General features: G+C 66.2%; 11 protein-coding genes. 6 read left to right on the top strand and 5 right to left on the bottom strand.

The annotated features are described in order from the left end of the window. Window positions 1-143: 143 nt before the first annotated feature. The 4 genes from C0R07_RS06380 to acnA form a co-directional block, all read right to left on the bottom strand. Complete coding sequence (locus tag C0R07_RS06380) at window positions 144-1,820, bottom strand: long-chain fatty acid--CoA ligase (RefSeq protein WP_046273435.1); 1,677 nt, start codon at window positions 1,818-1,820, stop codon at window positions 144-146. Window positions 1,821-2,019: 199 nt separating this feature from the next. Next, entirely contained in the window at window positions 2,020-2,685 is a 666-nt protein-coding gene (locus tag C0R07_RS06385) for an AAA family ATPase (protein WP_070472847.1), read from the bottom strand. Further along, window positions 2,685-3,056 carry a type II toxin-antitoxin system prevent-host-death family antitoxin gene (locus C0R07_RS06390; protein ID WP_070427301.1) on the bottom strand — a complete coding sequence of 124 codons (372 nt, stop codon included), beginning with the start codon at window positions 3,054-3,056 and terminating at the stop codon, window positions 2,685-2,687. The genes C0R07_RS06385 and C0R07_RS06390 overlap by 1 nt, the downstream gene beginning before the upstream one ends. Before the next feature lie 236 nt (window positions 3,057-3,292). Then, window positions 3,293-6,049, bottom strand: a complete 2,757-nt coding sequence (acnA, locus tag C0R07_RS06395) for an aconitate hydratase AcnA (RefSeq protein WP_102788442.1) — start codon at window positions 6,047-6,049, stop codon at window positions 3,293-3,295. Between the two features lie 284 nt (window positions 6,050-6,333). Between acnA and C0R07_RS06400 the strand changes: the two genes are divergently transcribed. Genes C0R07_RS06400 through acnB form a run of 3 tightly spaced genes read left to right on the top strand, consistent with a single transcriptional unit; the run spans window position 6,334 to window position 9,599 of the window. Beyond that, complete coding sequence (locus C0R07_RS06400) at window positions 6,334-6,558, top strand: AbrB/MazE/SpoVT family DNA-binding domain-containing protein (protein ID WP_019182937.1); 225 nt, start codon at window positions 6,334-6,336, stop codon at window positions 6,556-6,558. A gap of 7 nt (window positions 6,559-6,565) precedes the next feature. Next, window positions 6,566-6,964, top strand: coding sequence for a type II toxin-antitoxin system VapC family toxin (locus C0R07_RS06405; RefSeq protein WP_019182936.1), 399 nt, complete (start codon window positions 6,566-6,568; stop codon window positions 6,962-6,964). A gap of 49 nt (window positions 6,965-7,013) precedes the next feature. Continuing rightward, window positions 7,014-9,599 carry a bifunctional aconitate hydratase 2/2-methylisocitrate dehydratase gene (gene acnB, locus C0R07_RS06410; RefSeq protein WP_102788443.1) on the top strand — a complete coding sequence of 862 codons (2,586 nt, stop codon included), beginning with the start codon at window positions 7,014-7,016 and terminating at the stop codon, window positions 9,597-9,599. Between the two features lie 104 nt (window positions 9,600-9,703). Here acnB and C0R07_RS06415 read toward each other — a convergent pair whose 3' ends face one another. Further along, the gene (locus C0R07_RS06415) at window positions 9,704-10,957 is read right to left on the bottom strand and encodes a LysR family transcriptional regulator (RefSeq protein ID WP_019182934.1); all 1,254 of its coding nucleotides are present in this window, start codon (window positions 10,955-10,957) and stop codon (window positions 9,704-9,706) included. A 101-nt stretch (window positions 10,958-11,058) separates the two neighbouring features. Between C0R07_RS06415 and C0R07_RS06420 the strand changes: the two genes are divergently transcribed. Genes C0R07_RS06420 through dctA form a run of 3 tightly spaced genes read left to right on the top strand, consistent with a single transcriptional unit; the run spans window position 11,059 to window position 14,134 of the window. Then, entirely contained in the window at window positions 11,059-11,730 is a 672-nt protein-coding gene (locus C0R07_RS06420; RefSeq protein WP_070472842.1) for a 4-carboxy-4-hydroxy-2-oxoadipate aldolase/oxaloacetate decarboxylase, read from the top strand. Beyond that, window positions 11,723-12,778 (top strand): 4-oxalomesaconate tautomerase, encoded by a 1,056-nt coding sequence (locus C0R07_RS06425; protein WP_102788444.1) that lies wholly within the window; start codon window positions 11,723-11,725, stop codon window positions 12,776-12,778. Before C0R07_RS06420 ends, C0R07_RS06425 begins: the two co-directional genes overlap by 8 nt. A gap of 42 nt (window positions 12,779-12,820) precedes the next feature. Further along, window positions 12,821-14,134, top strand: a complete 1,314-nt coding sequence (gene dctA / locus C0R07_RS06430) for a C4-dicarboxylate transporter DctA (protein ID WP_102788445.1) — start codon at window positions 12,821-12,823, stop codon at window positions 14,132-14,134. Window positions 14,135-14,193: the final 59 nt, after the last annotated feature.

Below are 14,193 nucleotides of genomic sequence, written 5' to 3' on the forward strand. Positions count from 1 at the left end.
GGCTGGCCCGCTGGGAGGACGGTGGGCGGCGGGCCTGACGGGTCCACACGCCGCGATCCTACACCCCCGGCATCTCACGCAATGCAAAAGGCCCCCGCCGTTGCCGGCAGGGGCCCTGTGAAGATGCAGCCGTTGGGGAACCGTTACGGCGCAGGGGTATCGCGCAGTTCGCGGCGCAGGATCTTGCCGACGTTGGTCTTGGGCAGTTCCTTGCGGAACTCCACGATCCGCGGGTGCTTGTAGCCGGTCAGGTTCGCGCGTGCATGTTCCTTGACCATCTCGGCGGTGAGGTTGGGGTCCTTCTTGACGATGACCACCTTGACCACTTCACCGGACTTCTCATCGGGCACGCCCACCGCCGCGACTTCGAGCACGCCGGGCATCATCGCGATGACGTCTTCGACCTCATTGGGGTACACGTTGAAGCCGGACACCAGGATCATGTCCTTCTTGCGGTCCACGATGTAGAAGAAGCCCTGTTCGTCCATCCGTGCCATGTCGCCGGTGTGCAGCCAGCCCTCGGCGTCCACCGCCTGCGCGGTATCTTCCGGGCGCTGCCAGTAGCCCTTCATGACCTGCGGTCCCTTGATGCACAGCTCGCCGACTTCGCCGACGGCCAGCGTCTTGCCGGCGTCATCCTTGACGCAGGCATCGGTGGACGGGATCGGCAGGCCGATCGCACCGTTGTACTCGGCCAGGTCGAGCGGGTTGATGCAGGCGGCCGGCGAGGTCTCGGTCAGGCCATAGGCCTCGACCAGGGTGACGCCGGTGACCTTCTTCCAACGCTCGGCGACGGCGCGCTGCACCGCCATGCCGCCGCCCAGGGTGACCTTCAGCGAGGAGAAATCGACCTCGTCGAAGCCCGGGGTGTTGAGCAGGCCGTTGAACAGCGTGTTGACGCCGGTGATCGCGGTGAAGCGGGTCGCCTTGAGCTCCTTGACGAAGCCCTTCATGTCGCGCGGGTTGGTGATCAGGTAGTTGCAGCCACCGAACTTCATGAAGACCAGCCCGTTCGCCGTCAACGCGAAGATGTGGTACAGCGGCAGGGCGGTGATGATCACCTCCTTGCCCATCTCGATCCCCGAGGCGGAGATCCAGGCCGAGGCCTGCTGCATGTTGGCGACCAGGTTGCGGTTGGTCAGCATCGCGCCCTTGGCCACGCCGGTGGTGCCGCCGGTGTACTGCAGGAAGGCGACATCGTCGTGGTCGATCTCGACCTTGGGCAGGGTGTGGCGGCTGCCCAGCTTGAGCGCCTGGTTGAAGCGGATCGCGCCGCGCAGGCTGTAGTTGGGCACCATCTTCTTGATGTACTTCAGGACGAAGTTCACCACGATGCCCTTGGCGCCGAGCATGTCGCCCAGGCCGGTGGTCACCACCTGCTTGATCGGGGTGTCGGCAATGACCTGCTGCACGGTGTCGCAGAAGTTGTCCACGACCACCAGCACGGCCGCGCCGGAATCCACCAGCTGGTGCTTGAGCTCGCGGGCGGTGTACAGCGGGTTGACGTTGACCACGGTCAGGCCGGCACGCAGCACGCCGAACGTGGCGATCGGGTACTGCAGGCAGTTGGGCATCATCAGGGCAACGCGGTCGCCCTTCTTGAGCTGCAGCTCACCCAGCAGATAGGCGGCGAACTGTTCGACCAGTGCGTCCGTTTCCCCGTAGGTCAGGACCTTGCCGAAACTGGAGTAGGCGGGGCGGTCGCGGAACTTGGCCACCGAAGTGTCGAAGACGGCCGAGACCGAATGGAACTCGTTGACGTCGATCTCGGCGGGTACGCCTTTGGGATAGCTCTGCAGCCAGGGTCGTTCCAGACTCATATTCCCCCTCCAGGAAACGTGGATGATGTAAAGCGATGACGGAGAGTATCCGTCGTTTCATGCCTCGGCAGCATACCGTCCCGAATGGAAAACGCGAAGGGCCGGTGAACAACGGCGGCAGCGGGGCGGCGGGGCAGGGTGGCGCCGGCGATAAATGACGTTTGCAGCCGCATGTGTTCGCTCATCCGTCCATCCCTGCTCATCGCGGTGGCTCGTCAGCGCAGGTGTCGTGGCACTGCAGTGCAGCTTCCAGCACCGGCACGGCCCAGTCGGGTGTCTGCCGCAGTTGGGCGACGTCATCGGCCGCAGGCCAGGTCAAACGGCCACCGTCCATCTGCAGCACAAGCTGTGGATCGGCAACCGGTTGGCCAGGACCGGCCTCTACACTGTTGTCGTACACCTGCAGCTGTGCAAGCGCTGGCAGCAGGGCGATCAGGTTCTGCAGCGCCAACGGGTAGCGGCGGTGGATGTCCGCATCGCTGATCGGGTGGCCACCGGCCGCAACGCGTGCGCGCACCCGTGCGATGTGCTGCTGGGGCGAGGCCAGGCCGCAGTACCAGACCAGTACGTCATGCGTGGCGCAGGCCTCGGCCAGGGTCGCGGCGATCGACTGCCCGCCCAAGGTGGTTTCGAAGGCGTGGTTGCGGCGTTCGGCGATGGCAGAGCGCAGCCGGCTGAAGCCTTCCGTCCACGCCCGGCCATTGGCCTCGCGCTGATTCATGCCGAATTCGCGGCACAGCTGGCGGGCCCAGTCGTCGGGATTGAACCAGTCCAGACCCGCTTGGCGGAGCAGATGACCCCCAATGGAGCTCTTGCCTGCGCCGTTGACCCCTGCCAGCACGAACAGGAAGGGCCGTGCAGGCATCAGTAACCGCTGCCTGCGGCCACCTTGCCCTTGAGGCGTGCCGGCTTGCGCAGCAGCGCGCGCGCCTTGTTGGCGGCCGCGGCGCTGTCCAGCACGGCAAGGCGATCATCGAAGCGCTGACGGAGCTGCTGCAGGGCCGGGGCCTGTTCGCGCAGGGACGCGAGGTCCCGCTGCAACGACACGACCTCGGCCTGCATGGCCTGGTACTGCTGGGCGGACAGAATGACGGCCTGCGGCTCGTTGTGATTGGTGACCAGTACGGCCTGCTGTTCGCGGACGTCCTGCATCACCTTGCGCCAGTGCTCCTTCACCGTCGAGGCGGTCGTGCGGGTCAGCTCGGTGATCGGGTCGAACTTGAGCGCGTGCAGCATGGCGGCGGCTCCCTGGCGGATGGCGCCCAGTGTAGCCCGATCCGTACGAATTGTGAGAAATATGGGATTTATGAAATTTATGAAAATGAGGACTGGTGGCTGCGCCGGCTATCCCTCGTCCGCCCTGCGGCGCAGGGTGCGGCGGGAACGCCAAACAGCAGCAAGGGGGCGTGTGCCCCCTTGCTGTCGTGCGATCCCTCTACCGGAGAGGGCGTAATTGGCGCCGTGCCAGGCGCTTACTTCTTCCCCGCCAGCTGACGCAGCACGTACTGCAGCAGGCCGCCGTGCTTGAAGTACTCCACTTCCTTCGGGGTCAGCAGCATCACATGGGCCTCGAAGGTCTTCTTCGTGCCATCGGCCTTGGTCGCGGTGAGGGTGGCCGTCTTGCTGGCACCATCCTCCAGGCCGGTGATGTCGATCACTTCCGAACCGTCCAGGCCCAGGCTCTGCGCGTTGTCGCCGTTCTTGAACTGCAGCGGCAGCACGCCCATGCCGACCAGGTTGGAGCGGTGGATGCGCTCGAAGCTCTCGGCGATGACCGCCTTGACGCCCAGCAGGTTGGTGCCCTTGGCGGCCCAGTCACGCGAGGAGCCGGTGCCGTATTCCTTGCCGGCAAAGACGACCAGCGGAACGCCCTCGGCCTTGTACTTGACGGCCGCATCGTAGATCGCCAGCTTCTGCGGCTCGCCGCCATCCTTCGGGAAGTACAGGGTGTTGCCGCCTTCTTCGCCGCCGAACATCAGGTTCTTGATGCGGATGTTGGCGAAGGTGCCGCGCACCATGACGTCATCGTTGCCGCGGCGGCTGCCGTAGCTGTTGAAGTCGGCCGGCTGCACGCCGCGCTCCTGCAGGAAGCGGCCCGCCGGGGAATCCTTCTTGATGTTGCCGGCCGGGGAGATGTGATCGGTGGTGATCGAATCGCCGAACAGGCCCATCACGCGGGCGCCATGCACATCTTCGATGTGGCCGACGTCCATGGTCATGCCCTCGAAGTAGGGCGGGTTCTTGATGTAGGTCGAGCTGCCGTCCCACTCATACAGATCGCCATCGGGCGACTTGATGGTGTTCCAGCGGGTGTCGCCCTTGAACACGTCGGCATAGTTCTTCTTGAACATCTCCGGCCCGATGGTCGCGGCAATCACATCGCCGATTTCCTTGTTGCTCGGCCAGATATCGCGCAGGTACACCGGCTGCCCATCGCTGCCCGTGCCCAGCGGCTCGGTGGTCAGGTCGATGTCGGTGGTGCCGGCGATGGCATAGGCAACGACCAGCGGCGGGCTGGCCAGGTAGTTCATTTTGACTTCCGGGTGCACGCGGCCTTCGAAGTTGCGGTTGCCCGACAGCACCGAGGCCACCACCAGGTCACCGGCGGCGATGCCGGCACTGACTTCGGTCGGCAGGGGGCCGGAGTTGCCGATGCAGGTGGTACAGCCGTAGCCGACCACGTAGAAGCCAACCTTCTCCAGCTCGGTCAGCACACCGGCTTTTTCCAGGTAATCGGTGACCACGCGCGAGCCTGGGCCGAGCGAGGTCTTGACCCACGGCTTGCGGTCCAGGCCCTTGGCCGCCGCGTTGCGGGCGAGCAGGCCGGCACCGATCATCACCGCCGGGTTGGAGGTGTTGGTGCACGAGGTGATCGCCGCGATGACCACCGCGCCATCCTTCAGCCGGAATTTCTGGCCATCCAGTTCGACATCGCTGTAACCCTTGGCCAGCTGTTCGTTGCCGACCGCCGCGCCGCCACCTTCGTTGACGAACTTGGCGACATCATCGTTGCGCTTGTCGCGGTTGGTGGTCAGGCCGACGAGGTTCTCGCGGTAGTTCTGCTTGACGTCTTCCAGCAGCACGCGGTCCTGCGGGCGCTTGGGGCCGGCCAGCGACGGCTTGACCTGGCCCATGTCCAGTTCCAGCGTGGCGCTGTAGCTGGCGTGCGCGGTGTTGGCGTCATGCCACAGGCCCTGGGCCTTGGCATAGGCTTCCACCAGCGCGATCTGCTCCTCGCTGCGGCCGGACAGGCGCAGGTAGGTCAGTGACTCTTCATCGATCGGGAAGATGCCGCAGGTGGCGCCGTACTCCGGGGCCATGTTGCCGATCGTGGCACGGTCGGCCAGTGGCAGGTGCTGCAGGCCTTCGCCGAAGAACTCCACGAACTTGCCGACCACGCCGTGCTTGCGCAGCATCTGGGTGACGGTCAGCACCAGATCGGTGGCGGTGGCGCCTTCGGGCATGCGGCCGGTCAGCTTGAAGCCGACCACCTGCGGGATCAGCATCGACGACGGCTGGCCCAGCATCGCCGCTTCCGCTTCGATGCCGCCCACGCCCCAGCCGAGCACGCCGATGCCATTGATCATGGTGGTGTGGCTGTCGGTCCCGAACACGGTGTCCGGGTACGCCACCGCCTTGCCATCCTTGTCCGCAGTCATGACGACGCGGGCCAGGTTTTCCAGGTTCACCTGGTGGACGATGCCGGTGTTGGGCGGCACCACCTTGAAATCATCGAAGGCCTTCTGGCCCCAGCGCAGGAAGCCATAGCGTTCCTGATTGCGCTGGAATTCGATCTTGCCGTTGAGATCCAGCGCGTCGGGGGTGCCGAACACATCGACCTGCACCGAGTGATCGATCACCAGCTCGGAGGGGATTTGCGGGTTGATCTGCTCCGGGCGTCCGCCGAGCTTGACCACGGCATCACGCATCGCGGCCAGATCGACCACGCAGGGCACGCCGGTGAAATCCTGCAGCACCACGCGCGCGGGCATGAACGCGATCTCGATGTCCGGTTCGGCCTTGGGATCCCACTGGGCGACGGCCTGGATGTGGTCCTTGCCGACGGTCACGCCGCCATCCTCGTGCCGGAGCAGGTTCTCCAGCAGGATCTTCATCGAGTAGGGCAGGTGGGAGATGTCGAACGTCTGTCCGAGCTTGGGCAGGCTGAAGTAGTCGTAGGTGGTGCCGCCGACGTCCAGCTGGCTGCGGGTGGAGAACGAATCGCTCATTGCAGATGACTCCTCTTGCGGATGGCTTGCGTTGGCCCGCCCGAGGCAGACCTGCTTGCGTTCGCCGCTGACCGGTGGGCCCGCGATCGTCCTGAGTATGAACGATTCAGGGCAGTGACCACCTGCGGCAGTTGGTCTCAGGCTACATGGAGATATGTATCCCTCATGTCACGGATGAGACAGATCCTTTCTGTGCCAAGGGTCCTGGCGGCCAGATCAGTACTCCAGTGGAAGTATGCCCCCGGAAGTATGTATAATTTGTGCATACTTTGGAGGGCGTACCGATGGAAGCTACCGTTGCAGAACGCGGGCAGATCACCTTGCCCAAGGCGGTCCGTGATGCGCTTGGCCTGACCAAGGGCACCCAGCTGAAGGTGGAGCTCGAGGGCAGCCGCATCATCCTGCGCAAGAGCGTGGACGATGCGATCTCCCGTGCCCGCGGCAAGTTCGCGCTGGATGGTTTCGATTCGGCCGAAGCAGCCGTGCGCGCGGTCCGCGACGAGGAATGAGCGCGTGATGATCGCCGTCGATTCACCGGTGCTGATCGAGCTGCTCAGCAATGGCCCGCAGGCCGACGCGGTCGAAGCGGGCCTGCGCCAGAGCCTGGTCGGCGGGCGCGTGGTGATCTGCGGGGTGACCCTCGCCGAGATCTGCGCGTCGCTGCGCGGCGGCGCCGAAGTGCAGGAGGCGCTGGAGGAAATGGGCGTCCATTTCAGTCCGCTGGAGGCCAAATCCGCATTGCGCGCCGGTGAGATGCACCGCCGGCACCGGCAGCGGGGCGCCAAGCCACGCGGGCTGGACGAATTCATGGTCGGGTCGCACGCACTCCTGCAGTGCGATGGCCTGATCACCTGGAACGACACGTTTTACCGCGACTACTTCAAGGGCCTGAAGCTGATCGTGCCGCACGCCTGAGCCCATACTTTTAAACCGCATTCTTTCAAAGAATCACCCGGGAGTTGTCATGTTGGAAGCCTACCGCCACCACGTAGCCGAGCGCGCCGCGCTTGGCATCCCGCCGCTGCCGCTGAGCGCCCAGCAGACGGCCGACGTCATCGAGCTGCTGAAGAACCCGCCGGCGGGCGAAGCCGAGTTCCTGCTGGAACTGCTGACCCACCGCGTGCCGGCCGGCGTGGATGACGCCGCCAAGGTCAAAGCCTCGTACCTGGCCGCGATCGCGCTGGGCAGCGAAGTCAATCCGCTGATCACGCGCGAGCGCGCCACCGAACTGCTGGGCACCATGCTCGGTGGTTACAACGTCGCCCCGCTGGTGCAGCTGCTGGACGACGCCACCGTCGGCGCGATCGCCGCCGATGCGCTGAAGAACACCCTGCTGGTGTTCGATGCCTTCCACGATGTGCAGGAAAAGGCCAAGGCCGGCAACGCGAACGCCCAGGGCGTGCTGCAGAGCTGGGCCGATGCGGAGTGGTTCACCAGCCGCCCGCAGGTGCCCCAGAGCCTGACCATCACCGTGCTCAAGGTGACCGGCGAAACCAACACCGATGACCTGTCGCCGGCCCCGGACGCCACCACCCGCCCGGACATCCCGCTGCACGCCCTGGCGATGCTGAAGAACAAGCGTGATGGCATCGAGCCGGAAGAAGACGGCAAGCGCGGCCCGGTCAAGTTCATCGAATCGCTGAAGGACAAGGGCCACCTGGTCGCCTACGTGGGCGACGTGGTCGGTACCGGTTCGAGCCGCAAGTCGGCCACCAACTCGGTGCTGTGGTTCACCGGCGAAGATATTCCGTTCATTCCGAACAAGCGCTTCGGCGGTGTGTGCCTGGGTTCGAAGATCGCCCCGATCTTCTACAACACGATGGAAGACGCCGGCGCGCTGCCGATCGAACTCGACGTGTCGCAGATGAACATGGGCGATGTGATCGAGCTGCGCCCGTACGACGGCAAGGCGCTGAAGGACGGCGCGGTGATCGCCGAGTTCAAGGTCAAGTCCGACGTGCTGTTCGACGAAGTGCGCGCCGGTGGCCGCATTCCGCTGATCATCGGCCGTGGCCTGACCGCCAAGGCGCGCGAAGCGTTGGGCCTGGCTCCGACCGATCTGTTCCGCCTGCCGATGGACCCGCCGGATACCGGCAAGGGCTTCTCGCTGGCGCAGAAGATGGTTGGCCGCGCCTGTGGCCTGCCGGAAGGCCAGGGCATGCGCCCGGGCACCTACTGCGAACCGAAGATGACCTCGGTGGGCTCGCAGGACACCACCGGCCCGATGACCCGCGACGAGCTGAAGGACCTGGCCTGCCTGGGCTTCTCGGCCGACCTGGTGATGCAGTCGTTCTGCCACACCGCCGCGTACCCGAAGCCGGTGGACGTCAAGACCCACCACACTCTGCCGGAGTTCATCTCCACCCGTGGCGGCATCTCGCTGCGTCCGGGCGATGGCGTGATCCACAGCTGGCTCAACCGCATGCTGCTGCCCGACACCGTCGGCACCGGCGGCGACTCGCACACCCGTTTCCCGGTGGGCATTTCGTTCCCGGCCGGCTCGGGCCTGGTCGCCTTCGCGGCCGCCACCGGCGTGATGCCGCTGGACATGCCCGAATCGGTGCTGGTCCGCTTCAAGGGCACGATGCAGCCGGGCGTGACCCTGCGTGACCTGGTCAACGCGATCCCGCTGTACGCGATCAAGTCCGGCCTGCTGACCGTGGCCAAGGCCGGCAAGAAGAACATCTTCTCCGGTCGCATCCTGGAAATCGAGGGTCTGCCGGATCTGAAGGTCGAGCAGGCGTTCGAACTCTCCGATGCCTCGGCCGAGCGTTCGGCGGCCGGTTGCTCGGTGCACCTGAACAAGGAGCCGATCATCGAGTACCTCACCAGCAACATCACGCTGCTGAAGTGGATGATTGCCGAGGGTTACCAGGACGCCCGTTCGCTGGCGCGCCGCATCGAGAAGATGGAAGCCTGGCTGGCCAACCCGGAGCTGCTGGAGCCGGATGCCGACGCCGAGTACGCCGCCGTCATCGAGATCGACCTGGCCGACATCCACGAGCCGATCGTGGCCTGCCCGAACGATCCGGACGACGTCAAGACGCTGTCCGACGTCGCCGGTGCGGCGATCGACGAGGTGTTCATCGGGTCGTGCATGACCAACATCGGTCACTTCCGTGCGGCGGCCAAGCTGCTGGAAGGCAAGCGCGACATCCCGACCAAGCTGTGGGTCGCCCCGCCGACCAAGATGGATGCTTCGGAGCTGACCAAGGAAGGGCATTACGGCACCTTCGGCACCGCCGGTGCCCGCATGGAAATGCCGGGCTGCTCGCTGTGCATGGGCAACCAGGCGCAGGTGCGTGAGGGCGCGACGGTGTTCTCCACCTCGACCCGCAACTTCCCGAACCGCCTGGGCCGCAACTCCAACGTGTACCTGGGTTCGGCCGAGCTGGCCGCGATCTGCTCGCGCCTGGGTCGCATCCCGACCAAGGAAGAGTACATGGCCGACATCGGCGTGCTGGATGCCAGCAGCAAGGACATCTACCGCTACATGAACTTCGACCAGATCGAGGACTATCAGGACGTGGCCGGTACGGTTGCTGCCTGATCCGATGCCGGGCGCTGCCCGGCTTCGGTAACCCATCGGTCACTGGCCGATGGATGAAACACGAAAACACCCGGCGCGAGCCGGGTGTTTTTTCATGTGCACGATCAGGTCGCCGGAAACCGGAACGGCCAGGCGTCGTCGGTCACCTCGTTGCGCTCGGCGCAGACTTGGCGGAAGGTTTCCACGAACGCCTGCTGCAGCCGGGTAGGGTGCCAGTCAGCGCGGGTCGTCAGTCCGATGCGGCGGCGCAGGTCATCGCCGGCCCGGCCTACCTCGCAGAGCAGGCCGGCGCGGCGTTCGAACACGAACTGATCGCGCGACATCAAGGTGAGCCAATCATCTTCGAGCAGCAGGCCGCGCGTGATCAGCACCGAACCACACTCGATGCGCAGCCGCGGCGGTTCGTGGCCGTGCTGCCGGAACATGTGTTCCCAGCGCGCCCGCACCGGTGCGCCGGTCGCGGCGATCACCCACGGGTAGTCCAGCAGCCGGGCAAAGCCGAAGCCCTTGGTCGCGGCCAGGGGATGACCGCTGCGCGCGACAATGACCGGGTCGTCGTCGAACAGCCCTTCCTGGGCGATGTCGCGCACCGGCAGCCTGTCGCGCATCGCGCCGATCAACAGGTCCAGGCTGCCCTCGCGCAGATCGCCCAGCAGTTCGGCGTAGGGGCCTTCGATCACGTTCACGGTGGCGCCCGGATAGGCCCGCGCGAAGCGTGCCAGTACCTGGGGCAGCAGGATCGCCCGCGCGAGCGGCATGACCCCCAGCGAAACCCGGCCGCCCTGCTGCGAGCGCAGCGAGGCGAGTTCATCGATGCCGGCGCCGAGTTCGGACAGGGCCAGCCGGACCAGGCGCAGCATGCGCGTCGCCGCCGGCGTCGGTTGCACGGTCTTGCCTCGGCGCACGGTCAGCGGTGTTTCGATCACCTCGGACAGCTCGTGCACCGCACGGTAGATCGCGGGCTGCGACACGCCCGCGCGACTGGCAGCCAGGGTGAAGCTGCCGGCCGTATCCACCGCCGCCAGGGCGCGCAGCTGGCCCAGGGTGACGCGGCGTTCGACAGCCGGCATCGCCGGCAGCCGCTGCGCGCGACGGGCCACGCGGACACCGTGCGTGATGTAGTCCAGCGCGCGTTCGATGCGGGGGACCAGCAGGTCGGCCGCCTCGGTGGGCGACATGCCACCGGGCTGCCGGTCGAAGAGCGGCGCGTCCAACTGTTTCTCCAGCCGCGCGATGGCCTGGGTCAGGGCCGGCTGGGACAGGTTCACGTGCGGAGCGGCGGCGCTGATGCCGCCGTGGTGGTAGACGGCGGCAAGGGCGTGCAGATGCTTGAGGTTCAGATCCAGAGGGCTGCTCATGCATCAACTATAACCAAACCCAATGGCTGTTTCGAAAAACGATCTTGAGGGGGCAGGCCGGGCAACGACAGACTGCGTCATCGTCAACGAAGGATGGATGGATGTCCCGGGTAGTTTCTTCTATCGAACGCGCTGCTCCGGCGGCGATCCAGGTGCTGGCAGAGGCCGGTGTCGCCACCGCGCACGAAGCGCAGGGCCGCAGCGGCCTGCTGCATCCACGGCTGCGCCCGATCTACAGCGGCGTCCGCATCGCCGGCAGCGCGGTCACTGTATCGGTGCCGCCGGGCGACAACTGGATGATGCACGTGGCGATCGAACAGCTGCGCGAGGGCGATGTACTGGTGGTCGCGCCCACCAGTGATTGCACGGACGGCTACTTCGGCGATCTGCTGGCGACCTCGGCCCAGGTGCGCGGCTGCCGCGGGCTGGTGATCGACGCCGGCGTGCGCGACGTGCGTGACCTCACCGCGATGGGCTTTCCGGTCTGGAGCCGCGCTGTCCACGCACAGGGTACGGTCAAGGAAACGCTGGGTTCGGTGAATGTGCCGGTGGCCTGCGGCGGGGCGCTGGTCCAGCCGGGCGACGTGGTGATCGCAGACGATGACGGCGTCTGCATCGTGCCGCGTGCCGATGCAGACCGGGTAGCCGCCGACGCACGGGCGCGCGAGGCGCGCGAGGCCGACAAGCGCGAACGCCTGGCCAAGGGCGAGCTCGGCCTGGACATCTACCAGATGCGTGAGCGCCTGGCGGCCAAGGGCCTGCGCTATGAGTAAGGGCGTGCGCGCGATGTGGATGCGCGGTGGCACCTCCAAGGGCGGGCTCTTCCTCGCGTCGGAGCTGCCCGCCGCGCCGGCCGCGCGTGATGCCTTCCTGCTGCGTGCGTTCGGTTCGCCCGATCCGCGCCAGATCGATGGCATGGGCGGCGGCGATCCGTTGACCTCCAAGGTCGCCGTCGTGGCGCCTTCCAGTCGCGCCGATGCCGACGTGGAGTACCTGTTCCTGCAGGTCTTCGTGGACCAGGCCGTGGTGAGCGATGCGCAGAACTGCGGCAACATGCTGGCCGCGGTCGGCCCGTTCGCGATCGAGCGCGGGCTGGTTGCCGCCACCACGGATCAGACCGAGGTGCGCATCTTCATGTGCAACACCGGTACGCTCGCCGTGGCCAGCGTACAGACGCCGCAGGGCAAGGTGGCCTACGACGGTGAGGCGCGCATCGATGGTGTCCCTGGCAGCGCCGCGCCGGTGCCGCTGGCGTTCGCCGATGTTGCCGGCTCCAGCTGTGGTGCCCTGCTGCCGACCGGCCAGGCCGTGGATGTCATCGACGGCGTGCAGGTGACGCTGATCGACAACGGCATGCCGTGCGTGGTGCTGCGTGCCGGCGATGTCGGGATCAGCGGGCATGAGGACCGCGCCACGCTGGATGCGGACGAGGCGCTCAAGGCACGGTTGGAGGCCATCCGCCTGCAGGCCGGCCCGCTGATGCGGCTCGGCGATGTCCGTGCCCAGTCGGTGCCCAAGATCATGCTGGTGGCCGCGCCGCGCGCGGGCGGGGCGATCAGCGTCCGTTCCTTCATTCCGCACCGCTGCCACGCCTCCATCGGCGTGCTCGGGGCAGTGACGGTCGCCACCGCCTGCCTGCTGCCGGACTCACCCGCGCACCCCCTGGCGGTGCTGCCCGGCGGCCTGCACCAGACGCTGGAGATCGAACATCCCAGCGGCAGCACCGCGGCCGTGCTTGATCTGGATACGGCCGGGCAGGTGTCCCGCGCCGCCGTACTGCGCACTGCGCGGAAGCTCTTCGACGGCGTGCTGTTCGACTGAATACGTACGACGTCCTTATTCTTGTGACCTGGGAGGGTTGATATGACCGTTGTAGAGAAGCGGCCGAGCCGCTTCGGCATTGTTGGCCAGCTCTGGTTCCAGGTGCTGGCCGGTACGCTGATCGGTGTGTTGTTGGGGTGGCTGCAGCCAGACATCGGCTCGGCGATGAAACCCTTCGGCGACGCCTTCATCAAGCTGATCCGGATGATGATCGGTCCGATCATCTTCGTCACGGTGGTGCATGGCATCGCCGGCATGCGCGACATGCGCAGCGTGGGCCGCCTGGCCTTGAAGTCGCTGATCTACTTCGAAGTCATCACCATCCTGGCGCTGATCGTGGGCCTGGTCGTGGTCGATGTCTGGAAGCCCGGCGCCGGCATGAACATCGACCCGGCCACGATCGACATGGCCAGCATCCAGGGCTACGTGCACAGTGCGCACGACCAGTCGATCGTGTCCTACGTCATGGCGATCATCCCCAATACGCTGGTCAGCGCCTTCACCGAAGCGCATGTACTGCAGGTGCTGTTCGTGGCGGTGCTGTTCGGCGTGGCGCTGGCCTCGATCGGCGAGCGCGGCGCGCCGGTGATGAAGGTGATCGAGTCGACCTCGGGCGCGCTGTTCAAGATCATCGGCTACATCATGTACTTCGCCCCGATCGGTGCGTTTGGTGCGATCGCCTTCACCGTCGGCCAGTTCGGCGCGGGCTCGCTGCTGTCGCTGGGCGAGCTGATCATCGAGTTCTTCGTGGTCTGCGGGCTGTTCACCGTGCTGGTGCTGGGCAGCGTGTGCTGGTGGACCGGCGCCAGCCTGTGGCGGCTGCTGGGCTATCTGCGCGATGAGATCGTGATCGTCGCGGCGACCACCTCCACCGAAACGGTGCTGCCGCGCCTGATCGAGAAGATGAAGAAGCTGGGCTGCGAGGAAGGCGTGGTCGGTTTCGTGATCCCCGCCGGTTACTCGTTCAACCTGGATGGCACCTGCCTGTACCTGACCACCGTGGCGCTGTTCCTGGCCCAGGCGACCAACACCGAACTGACCGTGTGGCACCAGCTGGGCCTGATCGCGGTGCTGCTGCTGACCTCCAAAGGGGCGGCTGGCGTGGCCGGTGCGGCATTCGTGGTGCTCGCGGCGACGCTGGGCACGACCGGCACCATTCCGGTGGCGAGCATCGCGTTGATCCTGGGCATCCACCGGATCCTGGCCGAGGGGCTGACCTTCGTGAACCTGATCGGCAATGCGATCGCGGTGCTGGTCATCGCCAAGTGGGAAGGCAAGCTGGATGAGAAGGTGCTGGCCGAGCAGATCGGCACCCGCCGCCTGCGCCGCCGCGTGCTGACCGCCGCCACGGTCTGATCCTCCCGCCGCGGCGCTGCCGCGGCCTCCCGACATCCATCCGTTGCGCGGCTCCGGCC

The organism is Stenotrophomonas bentonitica (assembly GCF_002887735.1).
Lineage (GTDB): Bacteria > Pseudomonadota > Gammaproteobacteria > Xanthomonadales > Xanthomonadaceae > Stenotrophomonas > Stenotrophomonas bentonitica_A.